General features: G+C 52.5%; 16 protein-coding genes. 4 read left to right on the top strand and 12 right to left on the bottom strand.

Features of this window, described 5'->3' with window-relative positions; translation table 11 throughout:
• Positions 1–6: 6 nt before the first annotated feature.
• Complete coding sequence (locus tag UNDKW_RS28940; protein WP_162044262.1) at positions 7–312, top strand: NIPSNAP family protein; 306 nt, start codon at positions 7–9, stop codon at positions 310–312.
• A 7-nt stretch (positions 313–319) separates the two neighbouring features.
• Here the strand turns inward: UNDKW_RS28940 and UNDKW_RS28935 are convergent, their stop codons facing one another.
• From UNDKW_RS28935 to UNDKW_RS28920, 4 genes are all read right to left on the bottom strand, one after another.
• Positions 320–952 carry a Yip1 family protein gene (locus tag UNDKW_RS28935; RefSeq protein WP_162061601.1) on the bottom strand — a complete coding sequence of 211 codons (633 nt, stop codon included), beginning with the start codon at positions 950–952 and terminating at the stop codon, positions 320–322.
• Between the two features lie 31 nt (positions 953–983).
• Positions 984–2,753 (bottom strand): ABC transporter substrate-binding protein, encoded by a 1,770-nt coding sequence (locus UNDKW_RS28930; protein ID WP_162061600.1) that lies wholly within the window; start codon positions 2,751–2,753, stop codon positions 984–986.
• Positions 2,754–2,816: 63 nt separating this feature from the next.
• On the bottom strand, positions 2,817–3,623 hold the full coding sequence (locus UNDKW_RS28925) for an ABC transporter substrate-binding protein (RefSeq protein ID WP_162061599.1): 807 nt from the start codon (positions 3,621–3,623) through the stop codon (positions 2,817–2,819).
• 38 nt (positions 3,624–3,661) lie between these two features.
• The gene (locus UNDKW_RS28920) at positions 3,662–4,495 is read right to left on the bottom strand and encodes a 1-aminocyclopropane-1-carboxylate deaminase/D-cysteine desulfhydrase (RefSeq protein WP_255431528.1); all 834 of its coding nucleotides are present in this window, start codon (positions 4,493–4,495) and stop codon (positions 3,662–3,664) included.
• Between the two features lie 152 nt (positions 4,496–4,647).
• Here UNDKW_RS28920 and UNDKW_RS28915 point away from each other — a divergent pair, with 152 nt between their 5' ends.
• Both UNDKW_RS28915 and UNDKW_RS28910 read left to right on the top strand, forming a co-directional pair.
• Positions 4,648–5,310, top strand: a complete 663-nt coding sequence (locus UNDKW_RS28915; protein ID WP_162061597.1) for a GGDEF domain-containing protein — start codon at positions 4,648–4,650, stop codon at positions 5,308–5,310.
• Positions 5,311–5,433: 123 nt separating this feature from the next.
• The gene (locus UNDKW_RS28910; protein ID WP_197893049.1) at positions 5,434–7,395 is read left to right on the top strand and encodes a CocE/NonD family hydrolase; all 1,962 of its coding nucleotides are present in this window, start codon (positions 5,434–5,436) and stop codon (positions 7,393–7,395) included.
• Between the two features lie 51 nt (positions 7,396–7,446).
• Here the strand turns inward: UNDKW_RS28910 and UNDKW_RS28905 are convergent, their stop codons facing one another.
• The 3 genes from UNDKW_RS28905 to UNDKW_RS28895 all read right to left on the bottom strand — a co-directional run bounded on the left by UNDKW_RS28905 (position 7,447) and on the right by UNDKW_RS28895 (position 9,497).
• Positions 7,447–8,319, bottom strand: coding sequence for a DMT family transporter (locus UNDKW_RS28905; protein ID WP_162061596.1), 873 nt, complete (start codon positions 8,317–8,319; stop codon positions 7,447–7,449).
• A gap of 132 nt (positions 8,320–8,451) precedes the next feature.
• Positions 8,452–8,835 carry a hypothetical protein gene (locus tag UNDKW_RS28900; protein ID WP_162061595.1) on the bottom strand — a complete coding sequence of 128 codons (384 nt, stop codon included), beginning with the start codon at positions 8,833–8,835 and terminating at the stop codon, positions 8,452–8,454.
• A gap of 29 nt (positions 8,836–8,864) precedes the next feature.
• Entirely contained in the window at positions 8,865–9,497 is a 633-nt protein-coding gene (locus UNDKW_RS28895) for a hypothetical protein (protein WP_162044256.1), read from the bottom strand.
• An 81-nt stretch (positions 9,498–9,578) separates the two neighbouring features.
• On the opposite strand from UNDKW_RS28895, the gene UNDKW_RS28890 reads away from it, so the two are divergent.
• Positions 9,579–10,166: a hypothetical protein gene (locus tag UNDKW_RS28890; RefSeq protein ID WP_197893047.1), complete on the top strand. Its 588-nt coding sequence runs from the start codon at positions 9,579–9,581 to the stop codon at positions 10,164–10,166.
• 9 nt (positions 10,167–10,175) lie between these two features.
• Here UNDKW_RS28890 and UNDKW_RS28885 read toward each other — a convergent pair whose 3' ends face one another.
• From UNDKW_RS28885 to UNDKW_RS28865, 5 genes are all read right to left on the bottom strand, one after another.
• Complete coding sequence (locus UNDKW_RS28885; protein ID WP_162061594.1) at positions 10,176–10,985, bottom strand: TatD family hydrolase; 810 nt, start codon at positions 10,983–10,985, stop codon at positions 10,176–10,178.
• Positions 10,986–11,220: 235 nt separating this feature from the next.
• On the bottom strand, positions 11,221–11,976 hold the full coding sequence (locus tag UNDKW_RS28880; RefSeq protein WP_162044253.1) for a LytTR family DNA-binding domain-containing protein: 756 nt from the start codon (positions 11,974–11,976) through the stop codon (positions 11,221–11,223).
• A gap of 22 nt (positions 11,977–11,998) precedes the next feature.
• Positions 11,999–13,339 (bottom strand): sensor histidine kinase, encoded by a 1,341-nt coding sequence (locus UNDKW_RS28875; RefSeq protein ID WP_162061593.1) that lies wholly within the window; start codon positions 13,337–13,339, stop codon positions 11,999–12,001.
• Positions 13,340–13,447: 108 nt separating this feature from the next.
• Positions 13,448–13,879 (bottom strand): ANTAR domain-containing response regulator, encoded by a 432-nt coding sequence (locus UNDKW_RS28870; RefSeq protein ID WP_162061592.1) that lies wholly within the window; start codon positions 13,877–13,879, stop codon positions 13,448–13,450.
• A gap of 410 nt (positions 13,880–14,289) precedes the next feature.
• On the bottom strand, positions 14,290–16,752 hold the full coding sequence (locus UNDKW_RS28865) for a prolyl oligopeptidase family serine peptidase (protein WP_162061591.1): 2,463 nt from the start codon (positions 16,750–16,752) through the stop codon (positions 14,290–14,292).
• Between the last annotated feature and the right edge of the window lie 25 nt (positions 16,753–16,777).

Below are 16,777 nucleotides of genomic sequence, written 5' to 3'. Positions count from 1 at the left end.
AACATCATGGTTACTTGCTATCTGCGCTACATCATCGATCCCGCCAAACTCAAAGAGTTTGAACATTACGGCAAACTCTGGATACCGCTGGTAAACAAATTTGGCGGCCAGCACCACGGTTATTTCCTGCCCTCTGAGGGTGCGAATAATGTGGCGCTGGCACTGTTTACCTTCCCCAGCCTGGCGGCGTATGAACAATACCGCATACAGATGATGGATGATGCAGAATGCCAGGCAGCGTTCCGATATGCTGAAGAACACAAGTGCATCGTCAGCTATGAGAGAAGTTTTTTCAGGCCGGTGATGAGCTAATAGTGAACTAGTCCAGACTCCCCATCAGGTTCGCCATGAAGACGACCAGAACGATGGGCAGCCAGGTAAGCAGCATTAACACCGCAGCACTGATCGCGGTGAATTTAGCGCATTTTTCTGGTGGCACTTCAAGCAAGACCGGCGAGCCCAGATACAGCAGGTAAATGCTGTAGATGCTTGCCAGGAAATTGATCGCGGCCATCGCGATCAGATTTTCTGTGACTCTGTCATTGCGAAAGAAAGGCAGTATGTGCAACGACCTGACGATCAGCAGCGGCACTATGCTAAAGATGCTCAGCTTCAATGCCTGCGGCAAACTATACGAGCCACCAAGCCTGCGGCTCAGCCCCTGCATGATGCGGGCAATGATATAGATGAATACCAGTGCCATGCCATAGGCACGAACAGTAGTCACGATGAGCATGCGCAGGTAATCACGTGACAGTGTTTCAATCTCTGTTGCGGGACCAAAATGCCTGAGCAGCAAGGCAGACACCAGACCCAGCACAAGAAAGAAAGCCGTCACGGGTATAACAGTCAGCACGAATACATGCTGGCTGCTGCGGCTATCTTGTGCAATTCTTTGCCACTCTTGTCTGGGCTCTGTCAATACATGATACACACTGCGTGCCAGGTTCATTTTTTGTCCTGATCAAGTCCGGGAAGTATGCTCACTTGGTTTTTTCCACATCCAGGAAGCGCCAGTCACCACGCAAGATAGGGTGAGTCTTATAACCCTTGACCCAGGGTTGTATCAGCCAGTTGCGCACGCGCCAGAGTTCCATGCTGTGCACGGTGTCGGCTTCAAGGATGCGTTCCATGGTATTGAATAACTTGATACGTTCCGGCCCGTTGGGCATCAGGCGTGCCTTTTCATAGGCTGCATCGAAGGCATCAGATTTGTAGCAACCATGATTGCCGCGGTAAGCATTCTTGCCATAATATAGTTCCATGAAATCCATGCCGTCAGGGATGTCGGCGATGTAACCCATGCCAAACATCATGAGCTTGCACTGGTAAGCCGATTTCAGGTTATCAGCAAAACCGGCGACCGGAAATTCTGCGCGTATGCCTATCTTGTCGAGAGAACGCTTCCAGACTTCCATGCGGGCATAGTCCTTGGTCTTGGGGGCAGAATGAATGCGCAGCTTCAGTGGCGAACCGTCGGGCATGGTACGGAAACCATCTTCACCGCGCTTGTAGCCAAATTTGTCGAGCAGCTTGTTGGCGAGTTTGGGGTCGTAGGCATTGCTGTTGCGATAGCTGGTGTCATGCCCGGTCACATCTGGCGGCACCATGGACTGGGCCTTGATGGCTTGCCCGAACCAGACCTGGTCTATCTCTTCCTGATGATTGAAGGACAGGGCAATCGCCCGGCGCAGGGCAATTTTGTCCTTGCTGTAACCACCAACCGTAGTGTCCTGGAAATTGAAGAAGGTACGGGTCACGCCGGGATCAACAGTGCGGTAAAGCCGCAAACCCTTGGCGGCAAATTCTGGCTTGAGCTTGCCCTGATCCAGCAATTTGACTGAGGCTGCCGGTACCAGCATTTCAAAATCGAGCTGGCCAGAATCAAAGGCCAGCCAGCGTGACTGCTCTTCTTCTATGATGGCAATCTCTACCCGACCGACCTGGGGCATTTGCTTGCCCTTCATGTCCTTGATGATCTGCTTGTCCCAGTCCGTGCCTGTGCCTTGAAAATCCCAGACAAAACCACGGTATTCAGGATTGGCTTCGAGGATGATTTTACTGCGTGGTACATATTGCTTGAGCATATAGGCACCTGTGCCTACCGGGTGCTGGTTGACGGCTTCGCCATAATGCTCAACCACTTCACGTGCTACCGCGCCTCCCAGGGGCTTGGCGAGATAGTAAATCAGGCCAGGGTGTTGCGCCTTCATGCGCAAAATCAAGGTATAGGGGTCTGGTGTTTCCAGTCCGGCAATTGCTTTGTCATAGTCAAACTTGCCTGTTTTTTTGGCGGCGGCAATCAGTTCATCCAGACCGACGATCTTGCCTTCCAATATGCTGGCCTGTACTGACCGGTTGTTTGGATCGACCAGGCGCTTGAAGGTATAGGCATAATCACTAGACTGCAATTCGCGGCGCTGGCCCTTAAATGCCGGATCGGGAGAAAAATAAATCCCCTTCTTCAGACGGAAGGTCAGGGTCTTGCCGTCGTCACTGATGGCGGGCATGGCCTCTATGGTATTCGGTACCAGTTTGGCCGGACGCGCCAGATAATCGTAAGTGACCAGACCTTCAAAAATCGCATCAGACACCCAGTTGGAATAGGCGCTATTGGTACGCATGGCATCAAAGCCATCATCGGCAGCTTCAAAGGACAGATGCAAGACCTTGTTCGGATCAGCCGCCGCCATTGCAGGCAGGCTCAGGCTGCAGAGCAATGCCGTCAGCACAGCAGTCAGGGAAGATTTCATCTCAGGACGGGGAAAAGAATAAAGCCAGGAGGATAGCAGTTAACACTGGTATCAAACGCATATCTAACGCATGGACAAACCATATTTGCGCATAATTCTGTCCATCTCGCCAGTTTCTTGCAAAAACTGTATTGCGCTATTGATCTGTTCCAGCTTCCATGGTGATTTATGCGACAGCGCGCATTGGGTCTGCACCACTGTGAATGGGGTCTTGGAGACTTTGTAGAGACTGCGTTTTTCCGGAAAGTTTTTGAAATAGCCTTCTATCTCACCATCTGAACTGACGAAGGCATCGGCACCACCAAGGGCAAGCAGACGGAACATGCCGGGTACATCGGTCAGATCAACGCGCTTGATCTTACCTTCTGCCAGCTGGCTGGCGATTTGCGGATAATGGTAACCAAGTTGCAAGACGAGTTTTTTGCCTTCGAGTTGTTGCGGCAGTATTTCCAGGCTGGTCTTGTCTGCCATGACGACCACTCTTTCTACCTGTGGAAAGGTAGCGATTGTCCAGCTGACTTCCTTGGGCAGGTCAAACCAGCCGGGGCTGGAATAACACATGATGTCAGCATCGCCCTGTATCACCACGCTTTCTATACGCCGGCGGGAATAAGCGGCATAACTGACTTGTGTCGAGAGTTTTCTTGCCAGCTGGTCAGTAAAATCTTTTTGCAAACCACCGACCAGTTGGTGATTCTTGTCAAAAATATTCAGGGGGTAATCGAGATTTTCATAGACTGCCACACGTAATTGCGGCAGTTGCGGCTGCTGTGATTCAGCTGCGAAACTCACTGAAGTAAAGACGCAGCACAAGACCAGGACAGCCAGTCCACTGGAATCGGTGCTACAACTTGCGCGCTGTCTTTTCATATTGGCATCCAGCCCGATGAATACTGTCCCATCACAGACTACATGGGCGCAAACCCACGTGCTCCCTGCAAACCGCCGGTATGAACAGCAATTACCCTGGCATCTTTTGCGAGATATCCATCATGCCACAACTCGCGTAAAGCAAACATCATTTTGCCTGTATATACCGGTTCAAGCGCAATACCAGTCTCTTGTTGAAATTCATGGCAAAAAGCAGTCAGTGCCGGGCTGGTCTTGCCATAGCCGCCATGATAACATTCAGTCAACAATTCATAATTCTGGTAATCAGGGTAACCCGCCTGCACCAGCAAGCGGCTGATTTCTGTGCGCAGATAGTCGCCTTTGCTAATGGCGGCAATGCCTATGACTTTGCAGCGTCCAGCCAGGCCAGCCAACAAACCTGCGAGCGTCGCCCCGGTGCCACAGGCCACCACCAGGTAATCGGGGATAAAGGGCATTTCGGGGATTAACTCTGCCACACCACGCAAAGCCAGCGGCGCACTACCACCCTCAGGTAACCAAAGCGCTTCTGCGGCATCCGGGCCCACATGCTTGCGCCAGGCAGAATCATCGTCCCTTAATTCGCGGTAAGCCTCACGGTTTACAAACTGTACCTGCATGCCCAGAGCCCTGACATCATCCAACATAGCACTATGCATGCCCTCTGCCCCGCGTATCAGCGCAGTAACTGGCAGACCCAGCATCTTTGCCGCATGGGCCAGTGCATGGATATGGTTAGACCAGATGCCCCCCATGGAAACCACGTGTGTGGTCTGCCCCTGCAAGGCTTGAAGGGGATATTTCAATTTACGAAACTTGTTGCCAGATACCTGAGGGTGCAGCATGTCGTCGCGTTTCATCCACAAATCCATGCCAGGAAAAAGCTGGCTGATAACTTGTTGACAAGGGGAAGTCTGGTTCGTGAATAACATCGTGGCAGAAATGCGGCTGGCAATGGTAAAGTGACATTGTAGCGCCTGGTGCCATTCACTGGACGCAGACCTAGTGCATCGCCGGAGAGTACATGCCACCAGATTTTAATCAGCCCTTGTTAGAGGCAAGACAACAAATTGATCAATTGATCAAGCAAATCAAAAACGAAGGCCAGCAGGAAAACCTCTTGCCCACGCTGGAAACCGTGCTGACCCAGCTAGACAGCATGACCAGGACCGATCATCTGACTGGCGCCCTGAACCGCCGTACCCTGGCGGCGATGCTGGATGGTGAACTGGCACGCTCCTTCCGTACTGGCCATACCTTTACGCTGGCTGCCATCGCCGTCGATGGACTTGAGCAAATACTGGAACAGCATGGCCAGGCCGTGGCACGCCAGGTTTTGCAGCAAGTCGCCAAAGAAGCCCTGACCATGCTGCGCACCCTGGATTCATTCGGTCGTGTTGCCGCCAATGAATTTGCGATCGTCATGCCAACGACCTGGCTGGAAGCCAGTCTCAAGGCCATCGCCCGCCTCAAGTTGCGCATCGCAGAAGTCGATTGGGAGTCCATCTCCCCCGGCCTGAAAGTGACTTTTGCAACCGGCCTGACGACAAATGCCCACAAGGACAGTGCAGACAGCATGCTCAAGCGCGTTAATAGCGCCCTGCAGACAGCCCGTAGCAAGGGCGCGGACAGCATAGTGGAAATTGAGCCCCCTTTGCCGGATTACGACCCGAATGCTGAAGATTAAGAGAACTTTTCAGGGAACTTGTCAGGCTCTTTGCAGACCAAGTAATGCCAGCAGGCATCAAACCGATGTATCTGTCTGAGCCTGGCTGGCCCTAAGCACACAAAAAAATATTCGGGGAACATCATGAGAACACCGCAGTTGCGACAGGCCCTGCCTGCGCTATCCATCATGCTGGGCGCAATCCTGACCAGCATCGCCACACCAGCACTGGCCTTGAGCAGCAACATCACCAGCGCCAGCAGCACGGTCACTGACGACAAGGCTGACGCTGCCAGGTTGCGTGCCGAGTACATCCGTAAAAACTATGCCAAATTCGAATACCGCATCCCCATGCGCGACGGCAAGCTCCTGTTCACCTCTGTCTATGTACCGAACGATGCCAGCGCCAGCAAGCGTTATCCCATCCTGATGAGCCGCACGCCTTATTCGGTAGGGCCTTATGGCAGCGATCAATATAAAACCATGCTGGGGCCAACTGCCGAGTATGAGAAAGATGGCTTTATCTTTGTCTACCAGGATGTGCGTGGCACCTATATGTCGGAAGGCGAGTTCGTCAACATGCGCCCGCACATAGACGACAAAAAATCCAAAACCGATGTCGATGAAAGCAGCGATACCTATGACAGCATAGAATGGATGATCAAGCATCTGCCACACAATAATGGCAAGGTCGGCCAGTGGGGTAATTCCTACCCCGGTTTTTATACATCGGCTGGTGCCATTGACAGCCACCCGGCATTGAAAGCGGTGTCACCGCAGGCACCAATTGCTGACTGGTTCCGTGGTGACGACATGCACAGGAATGGCGCTTTCAACCTGCAGATGGCCTTTGGCTTCTTCCACAGTTTTGGCCAGCCACGTCCGCAGCCGACCACAGGTGCTGGCTGGAAAACCTTTAACTTTGGTACACCGGATGGTTACCAGTTCTTCCTGGACCTGGGTTCGGTCGCCAATGCGAATAGCCGTTACTTCAAGAACGGCATCCCTTTCTGGAACGATATCACGGCACATCCAAATTACGACAGCTTCTGGCAAAGCCGCAATATCCTGCCGCATCTGAAGAACATCAAGGCCGCTGTCCTGACTGTGGGTGGCTGGTATGACACAGAAGATTTATATGGCCCGCTCAATACCTACAAGGCCATAGAAAAACAAAACCCTGGCATACAAAACACTATCGTCATCGGCCCATGGACGCATGGCGGCTGGTTCCGTAGTGATGGCGACAAAGTGGGTGATGCCAACTTTGGCTACAAGACGGTGCAGACGTATCAGCCGGTGGAATTTGCCTTCTTCAAGCATTATCTGAAAACCGGCGACAAGCCCACGCTGGCCGAAGCCTGGATGTTTGAAACCGGCGCCAACCGCTGGCGCGGTTTTGATGCCTGGCCACCGAAAGAGGGCAAGGACAAGGCCCTGTACTTCCAGGCGAATGGCAAGCTGAGCTTTAGCGCACCGGCAAATCAGGATGCGCAATTTGCAGAATACATCAGCGACCCGGCCAAACCTGTGCCCTATACCACCGAGATAGAAACGCGCTGGAGCAAGCAATACATAGCAGCCGACCAGCGCTTTGCCACCAGCCGCCCGGATGTAGTGAGCTGGCAAAGTGAAGTGCTGGAAAAAGACGTGACACTCGCCGGCCCGCTAAGTGCAGATTTGTTTGTCAGCGTCACTGGCAGCGATGCTGATTTTGTCGTCAAGCTCATTGATGTCAATCCCGCCAACCTTGAAATTGATGCGCAAACCAATCGTGGCAACCAGCAAACCCTGGTACGCGGCGAACCTTTCCGCGCCCGCTTCCGCGATGGATTCGAAACAGCCAAGCCTATGGTACCGAACCAGATGACCAAGGTGAAGTTTGCCATCAATGATGTCTTCCACACCTTCCAGCGCGGCCATCGTATCATGGTGCAGGTGCAATCCAGCTGGTTCCCCTTCATAGACCGTAACCCACAATCCTTTGTGCCTAACATTTACGAAGCCAAGGACAGTGATTTCATCAAGGCTACACATAAAGTTTATTTTGGTAGCCAGCAACCAAGTGCCCTCCATGTCAAGGTCTTGCCAGCACTAGATGAATAAAAAAATGCCGCTGCCCCATATAGAGTCAGCGGCATTTTTTAAGGTCAATCTTTAAGCTGGTTTTTGAGCTGGCTGGAACACCACCAGCCAGGTCGCCAGTACCACACCTGCGCAGCCTATGACGGTATTCATGGTGATATGTTCATTGAGGAACAGATAGCCCCACAGCAAGGCAAACAGCGGAATCAGGAAAGTCACCGTCAAAGCCTTGGTTGGCCCCAGGTCTGCCATCAGGCGGAAGTAAATCAGGTAAGCCACTGCACTGCATAACAAAGCAAGTGCCACGGCCACCATCGCAATAGTTGCCGTGATTTCACCCTGCACTGGTGCCAGCGGCAGGAAAGGCAGCAATACAAATGCGGCACCCACCTGTGAACCAGTCGCCATTTGCATGGGTGTGATGCCTGTGAGTTTTTTCTTGGTATAGATACCGACTATCGCATAGCACAAGGTTGCACCCACGCAGGCCAGCACTGCGAGTACCAGCTTGCTGTTGAATTCCACCGGACCCAGGCGCACCAGGAAGGCAACGCCAAGTACTCCTATCGCCATGCCCGCCATCTTGCGCAGGGTCAGCCGCTCACCAAGGAATGCCGCCCCCATCACCGCACCCCAGAGCGGGCTGGTGGCATTCACGATGGCCGAGTAACCAGCCGGTATGCTCAGTGCCGCATAAGAATACAGGGCAAACGGCAGGGCTGAATTAATCGTGCCGAGGATTAAAAATGACTTCCAGTTTGTACGGAAATTCATCGCACGATTGGTCACATACATCAGTGTCAGCAAGGCGATACCTGCCAGTCCCACCCTGACCTCAGCACTCCACAATACCCCGACCACGGGCGCCAGTACCCGCATGAACAGGAAGGATGCACCCCAGATGGCGGCCAGGGAAATCAAACGTAATAAATCAGCACTGCGCATTAAGCACTCCATGAGTATCCAGACCAGGACAGCAGCTTAACAAACTAAGTGAGAAGCTGCTGGCAGCTTTCGGACATGCGAGGGATGAGCGACTAAAAACAGGAGATCACAAGCATCTGGATCAGGAACTTCCTACGTATCAAAATCCCGGTCACGGCGAGGATCACCATTGGGGTCGCAAGCGATGGCTTCAAGACTGGCACACTCGCGCTTCCTGTTCGCGGGATAATCGCTGAGGCTCTTCTTTCCTTCGGCATAGCCTTTGCTATATAGTTCGCGGTGCGGCATCTGATTGCGCAGTTTATCGTGCCACTGATGAAATTCAGACTCGGTAAAATGGCATTTCACCGAACGGTACAGTGTATCGCTGTAGATGGCGGCTTTTTCCGGGAAGGCTGAGATGCATGCCTGCACTGCACCTTCCATGGCACCGACGTACCTGGCAGTAGATAATTCCTGGGCATTTGCAACATTCAGCAAGAAGCAACTTGTGCCAAACAAAATGAGACGTTTCATTTCACTTCAGGCTCCATGCATTTGCACTCCTACTTCGCCAGCCCCATGTTGACTTTGCTTATGCCTACGGTATTCGGATACAGGCTATGCACCAGTTCTGTGGTGTAGGCAAACCTGTCGACAGGATTTCGCATCGACCATTTTATATTATTCGTCTTCAGGCCTATGTCGGTGTGCGCAGTGGCAGAAAAATCGCCGAGATAATATGCCTTGCCGGGTTTGAATACCAGATTGCGTATGGGATTACGAAAGCTACCAACCTCCCTGACGTTGCCATCTGCGTCTGTATACACAATCTCATCGATATCACAAATGGATGGCTTGATCTTGACTACATGCACAGGATTTTCACGGTAAAAACGCAGCAGATACTTGCTACCATCCTGACATGTGAGATTAAGCCCCATGCTGACATGCCCATCTGCCGAGACCAGTATTTTTTCAGTCTTGATCTGAAAACTGCCATATATAAAACTGTCCGTTTCGGTCAGTTTTTCATCCGGCTTCAGGCGCGGAGTGTAATTGGCACAGGCGACCAGGGACAATGCGGGCAAGAGCAGCGCGAGGGTGGTTGTTATTTTCATGAGGACATAAAAGTACAGGATACACAATAGCTGCAAACGATACAGGGTTTCATGCAGGCATGCAAAAAATCCTGACATGGTAATTTGAAATGACTTGATACATTCCTGTACTGACGGGGATTTTGCAGATGATAAGCTTGCAAAACTTTTCTACACGCTATGCAGAAAGTTTTCCATGGCAACTGCAACCCCACTTCCCGGACGATAGCTGCCGCTGTGGGTGCCTTCATCGTCTGGCGTATCATCTCGCGCATACGGCGCATGGTGGGCAGGCAGAAATACTCTGGTGTGCGTGCGATGATGACAGTAGTTATTTTCCCTGTCCTGATAACGCTGGTGGCTTTGGGCGCCATGAAACATGAGGGCAACCTGCTGTTCATGCTGGCAGGCCTGATCGTTGGCAGTGGCCTGGGCATGTATGGCTTGCGCCTGACCAAATTTGATAACAGCCCTGCCGGGAAATTCTATACGCCAAATGCCCACCTGGGCATAGCGCTGTCATTGTTGATGATAGGCCGCATCGCCTGGCGCATGGGCAGCATTTATTTCACTACGCAGTCCTTCGCTGCGCCACCTGGTGATTTTTCCAGCAGCCCGCTGACTCTGTTCCTGTTTGGCATGCTGGCTGCGTATTACATCAGTTATGCAGTTGGCCTGTTGCGTTGGTCGCGTGGCTTGCAAAAACCAACGGCAGTGGCAACACCGATAGCTGCCGATGTCATTGAAAGCACTGATCAAGTAGTATAAGCGCTGGTATTAGCCAGCCAAGGGCAAGCCAAAAAACTGCATGGTATTTTTTCGGGTTTGCTGTGCCAGTGTCACGGGCGATATCCGCAAAATAGCAGCGACTGCTTCCAGCACAACTGGCAAGTGCATGGGCTCATTGCGGTTATCCTGCGGGCGTACAGACAAATTGCGTGGCAATAAAAACGGCGCATCGGTTTCTATCATGAGCTTGTCTTTGGGCAAAAATTTGACCGCCTTGCGCAAATCATCCCCACGCCTTTCATCACAGATCCAGCCGGTAATACCGATGTGGCAATCGAGGTCAAGATAGGCACGCAACTCTTCAGTATTACCAGTGAAGCAGTGCACCACCGCACCTTTGAGCTGTGGACGGTATTGCCTCAACAGAGCGAAAAAATCATCGTGCGCATCACGTTCATGCAGGAACACCGGTTTTTGCAAACCTACGGCCAATTGCAGTTGCGCTTCAAAGCAGGCGCGTTGCTGTACTTCAGTCGAAAACATGCGGTTATAGTCGAGACCGCATTCGCCAACGGCCACCACAGTATCGCTGGCCGCAAGTTTTTCTATGGCGTTTGCACATTGCGCATTCCAGTTCTTTGCTTCATGCGGATGGACGCCTGCGGTGCTGCTTAAATAACCGGAATAAGTTTGTGTCAGCGCATGCGCATCATGGCTGGCACGCTCGGATGTGCCGGTGACAATGATGTGTTCAATACCTGCCTGTTTTGCGCGTGAGATGACGGCATCAAGGTCATTGTGAAAACGATGGTTGCTGAGGTTCGCACCGATATCTATCAGTGCAGGTTTTTGTAGCATGGTATAAATTTCCTGTTGTTTTTATTATTTGGATTACTAGCCGCTCAGTAAACAATACAGATAAAACTGAGGGTATTCAGAAGCAGAAACTGCGAGGGAATAGTCTGGATAGGTCCAAATCTTATTTTTAAAAAGATGACGCTGGTTTCAACGTCAGCGCCATCTTAATGCGACTTGAATGAAAACATCAAGCGTTTCGTTTCGTAATTGTGGGATTTGGCATACCGTGAGGCCATTACATGGGTTTGAAGCGCCAGGCATACGCCTGACTAACCTTGAGCTTTTCTTGCAAACCCCGCAGTTCCACCGTGTACTTGCCCAGTTCATCCCTGTGTGCACGGGTAATCGCATCAGCGCGCACCACAGTGCCGCGATGCACTTGCCAGAAGATGTCCGGGTCAAGACCATCCATGATTTCTTTCAAAGGCTTGCGCACGTGGGCTTCATCATCGGCACAGACTACACGCGTGTATTTTTCATCTGAACTGAAGAACAGGATTTTTTCTACCGGGAACATCTTGATGGTATCGCCCACACTGGCACTGATCCAGCGTATGCGTTCTGCAGTCGTATTCTTCAGACGCTTGTCGAGTTCAGACATGAGCTGGCTGACATCTGCCACCGGTTGTTTGCTGGCGATGCGTTCTTTCAATCTGGTGACGGCTTCCTGTAACCTGATTTCAGACACAGGTTTGAGCAGATAATCAACGGCACCAGCGGCAAAGGCATCCAGTGCATGGCTGTCATAAGCTGTGGTGAAGACGGCATGGCAGCGCCCTTTTACGGCATGGGCCACATCGAGGCCCGTCATGCCTGGCATGCGTATGTCCAGAAAAGCGATATCCGGTTCTTCCTGGTGTATGGCTTCCAGCGCTTCGGCACCGTGTTCGCATTCAGCCAGTATCTCCAGTTCTGGCCAGACTTTATTGAGCATGCGGCGTAATTCTTTACGTGGTAAATCTTCGTCGTCGGCGATGATGGCTGTGGTCATGTCTTTACTTTCGTTATTTCTATCAGGCTTCCAGAGGCAGCAATATGGTCGCGGCAACACCGCCTTCAGCTCTTGCTTTCAACACCAGGCTGGCGCGTATTCCATAGGTGGATTCCAGCCTTTCGTGGATATTTGCCAGACCTATGCCAGTACCAGAACTGCTGCCTGCAAAGCCAACGCCATTGTCAGCGACTGTCAGTTCCAGCAGGTCTTCGCCGTAACGATTGATTTTCTTCGCATGGACTGCAATATGCACCGCACCTACCTTGGGTTCCACACCATGTTTGACGGCATTCTCGACCAGCGAAATCAGCATCAGTGGAGGCAATGCGGCATCTGTCACTTCACTATCAACGCTATAACTGAGGCGCGGTATGCGTGCCTGCATCAGACCCAGGTAAGCGCTGGCAGCTTCCAGCTGTTGCCTGAGCCTGGCCTGGGCAGAACTGCCGTCATTGCGCATTTGCGGTATGGTGGCACGCAAATAATCGACGAGATGATCAACGATAGCAGTGGCTCTTTCAGGTTCCGTGAGGATGGCAGAACGTACACCAGCCAGGGTATTGAACAGGAAGTGCGGCTCCACCTGCGCTGCCAGTACCGACAAACGCAATTCAGCTTCACGGCGTGCCTCTTGGGCGAGGCTGAGTTCACGCTGGCGCATGACTTCCAGCAGGCGTTTTTTCTGGCGGAAGAAATACCAGAGATCAACTGCACCTGCAGTATAGGTGACGAGCCCAAACACCAGCATGAAAGAAAAACCTTGTAGCAACATTTTCAAGGCAGGTGAATGCTCAATCTTGCTGATGCTCTTGTCCTTATCACTTTCCTCGACTGGGCGCACCGTGATACCTGCCGTCGGTTTGTCGGTTTTAGGTGTTGACGCACTGGTGGCGGTGATGCTGCCGCCGACGGCAAACTCCATATTTTCAGCGCCATAAGCCAGGTATTTGGTGGCGTAGTTAGTCCCGGAAATAATGCCATAACTGATACCTGCGCCAACCAGTAATGCCGTGATCAGCAATATGGCTTCTTTCTTGCTGGCATAAGCCTGGTTCCTGACCCATACTGCCATTGCAGGGCCAATCAGATGCAGGGCCGTGCCACCGATGGTCAGGGGAACAAAAGCCACTGCCAGTTTGCGCAGATCTGTATCTGCTACCAGACCTGTCGCGATGACCAGCAAGTCAACAATGATGAACAAACCTATCCAGGCCTGCGCCCGGTAACGGAACCAGGTACGTGAAAACACCGGGTAGTTGCGGGCGCGGGTCAGCCAGGTCTCGCTCCTTGCCGTCACTTCGGATGGCAATAACTGTTCTGAAGTATGTAAAGCTGTGCGCATAGGATTGGTGGCTGGCATGGCGTTTCCTTATATGGTTGTAGCTAGTCTAAGGAAAGTCGTAAAGAGAAAGGAAGAATGCGATAAAACTGGCTGGCAGTCGATGAAACGCGATTTTGCAGCGACGAATTATTCCGCCGCCGTTTCGCCGCCAGCTTCTCGGGCCGCTTCAGCCGTGCTTGCTCTTTGCTGTTTGGCAATGCGTATGATGGTATTGCGTATGGAAGTCAGCACGGCAACAGAATTGAAAGGTTTGACGATGAAGCCGTGAACACCGCGCTCCTGAGCCGTCTGCAATACGGTCGCATCGATTTTTGATGACACCAGGAATAATAATGCCTTGGGCAAGTCTGCCCTGATCTTGTCGAGCAAGGCCAGGCCTTCTTCATCGGTTTCGCCGATATCGACACAAACGATCTGCGGCTTGAGCTTGATCACGCGGGCCAGGCTGGCGGGAGCCAGATTGGCATCTCCCACGACTTCATGCCCCCCATTCATCAGAACAGAGGTCAACAAATTGCGGGCAACAGCATTGGCATCCAGAATGACGGCTTTTAGCATGGCTGCAAGTAGAAAAAGATTCAATTTGCATATTAATGCAAAACTTTAAGTTCATGTAAAAAAGGCGGCAGATATGTAGAACTCATTTCATCAATAGGAATGAGATGCGTTTGTCTCATAACCTGTGCTGGTATGGCGGACGAGGCTGTCAATAACGTTGCCAAATGGCAACAGGCAAATTGTCAACACCTGCACGCCAGCACAGATTATGAAACAAACCCTTCGGGAACTGACGATTTGGGCGCATTGCTGCGTTGTGCCTCTTGCTAAGGCGGACGCCTTAGCTGCACAGGGTACATACCTGAGGCCTTGCACTGCATCCCAAATCGTCTTGTTCGCACTCATCCCTATCGATGAAATGAGTTCTGATCTACCGCCTTTCCATCACTATTATTTATTTTGCGTATATCTTATTCCCGGTTACCGTCCGGCTTGGCATTCTTGACATACATCTCCAGCCAGCGGTCTTGCTCCCACAGCATGTGCAATATCGATTCGCGGGCGCGGTAGCTATGGCTTTCATTTGGCAGCATCGACAATCTGGTGGCCCCACCCAGACCCTGTATGGCCTGGTACATGCGTTCGCTCTGCATGGGGAAGGTGCCAGAGTTATTGTCTTGCTCGCCATGAATGAACAGGATCGGGTCCTTGAACTGGTGAGCGAAATTGAAGGGCGACATTTCCTGATAGACCTTGTTGGCTTTCCAGTAATTCCTGTCTTCAGACTGAAAGCCGAAAGGCGTCAAGCTGCGGTTATAAGCACCCGAACGGGCAATCCCCGCGCGGAAAAAGCGGGTGTGCGCGAGCAGGTTGGCCGTCATGAAAGCACCATAGCTATGACCACCGATAGCGATACGGTTGCGGTCTCCCACGCCCAGACGCACGACTTCATCGACGGCAGCTTCGGCATCCATCTTCAGTTGTTCCAGATAGGTATCGTTTGGTTCTTTCTTGCCTTCACCGATGATGGGCATGGTAGGGCCATCCAGCACGACATAGCCACGGGCCAGCATGGGCAGCGGGCCATTATAGGAAATGCGGTTGAACTTGTAGGGTGAACCCAGTACCTGGCCAGCCGCTTCTGCTGATTTGAATTCACGCGGATAAGCCCACATCAGCACAGGGCGCGGACCATCGCGCTTGGGGTCATATCCAGGTGGCAGATACAAAGTGGCGGTCAGGTCAACCCCATCTTCACGTTCATAACGAATTTGCTGTTTCTTGATGCCCTTGAACTGCGGCATGGGATGCGGGAATTGCGTCAATGCGCGAGGCGAGGCACTGGCTTGCAAGTCATAGAAATAGAAGTTTGGCCTTTCTTCGACTGACTCACGGCTGGTGATAAAGCTGTTGCCCTTGTCATTCAGCAAAGCCAGTATCTCTTCATAATACGGGGCTTGTGAGCGCCACAGACGGGTGATCTGTTTGTTGGTCAGGTCAAATTTATCGAGGAAGGGACGGTCACCCTCGGCACTGGCACCGGTGCCGGTGAAAAAAATGGCCTTGCCGTCAGGGCTGATGCGCAAGACCAGGCGACCCTGGGCATTCTGGGTCATGACCGGGTTGCCAGGATTGCTGTACTGGTCTTCTGACTTGCGGGCAAACATGAGCTCGGGCTTGCTGTCAGGTACGCCAGGCTGTATGCGCCAGGTGCGGGTATCGCGGGTCTTGACCCAGTTCTCGGTGACCACAGCAAGATAATCATTGCCCCACTGTACATTGCCAAAACGCCAGCCGAGGTCCATGATTTTTTGTGCCGGAGCATCAAACGGGGCCGCTTGCTGGAACAGGGCATCATGGATCTTGCTATTCACTTCAGGGTCGCCACCTGCCTGCGCTTCCAGCCAGTACAGGGTCGCAGGTTTGTCGGTGCGCCAGCCAAAGTCGCGTGGCCCGGCCTGCACGGCATCATTGCCTGTGGGGATGCGTTCACGCAGCGGGCGCTCAGCCACCGTCTTGACTTTTTTGCCCTGAATATCCCAGAGCTCAATCAACTGGCCAAAACGATCTACCGGCAACATGGTGGAATAAGGGCGGCGCAATTGCGTGGTCAGTATCAGCTTGCCATCTGGTGAAGCCAGGGATTTGATCAGCGTCATGGGGCGTGAGATACGGCGCAACTCACCGTTCAGGTTGACGATGCCGAGTTGAGTCTGCAGATACCAGTCCAGGGTGTCGCTATCACGCGCTGTCCTCAGCATGTCGGGATAAATGCGGTTTTGCAGCATTTTGCCGCCCTTGGTCTCTTGCATATTCGGCCCGACGGGTACTGCAGGCATGGGTGGCAATTCCTTTTGATGCAGGGGTGTCAGCCTGACCAGTATTTTTTCTGAACCTTCTATCCATGAAAAACCGGGGCCGGTTACGGCATTCAGTTTGTCGGCCATCAGGCGGCGAGCCGTGCCTTTTTTGATATCCAGCAACCACAATTCGACACCGCCATCTACCCACAGGCTGAAAGCCAGCCACTGTTCATCAGGCGACCAGGCGGTTTCGGCTATCTTGAGCCTGGCTGGCAAGCCCTTGACTTCACGCGCTTTGCCGGTAGCGACATCCAGCAAACTCATGCCATTGCCAAAATCAAAATGGCTGGCGGCGCGGGTACGTGGATTGATGCGCAAACCTGCGAGGCGCAGCTCTGGCTGCGAGACATCGGCAATACTGGGCAGGCCAGGCAGGGTCAGCAGCAATGCTGTCTTGCGTTGCGGCCCCAGGCGGAACAATGGCCCCCTCGGTGCATCGACCACAGCCTGTAATTCTGCAGGTGGCAGCTGGTAGCCGGATTCTGCTACATTGCCAGCCTGGATCTGGTAACTTGCCGACGCTGACAGAACGAGTGCAGCGGCGGCGAACAAGGGTTTGATACGTATCATTAACAGAGCATCCCGATGTACAACT

This window comes from Undibacterium sp. KW1 (assembly GCF_009937955.1).
In the GTDB taxonomy this organism is placed as follows: Bacteria; Pseudomonadota; Gammaproteobacteria; order Burkholderiales; family Burkholderiaceae_D; genus Undibacterium.
This window is presented reverse-complemented; position numbering and strand designations above follow the sequence as displayed.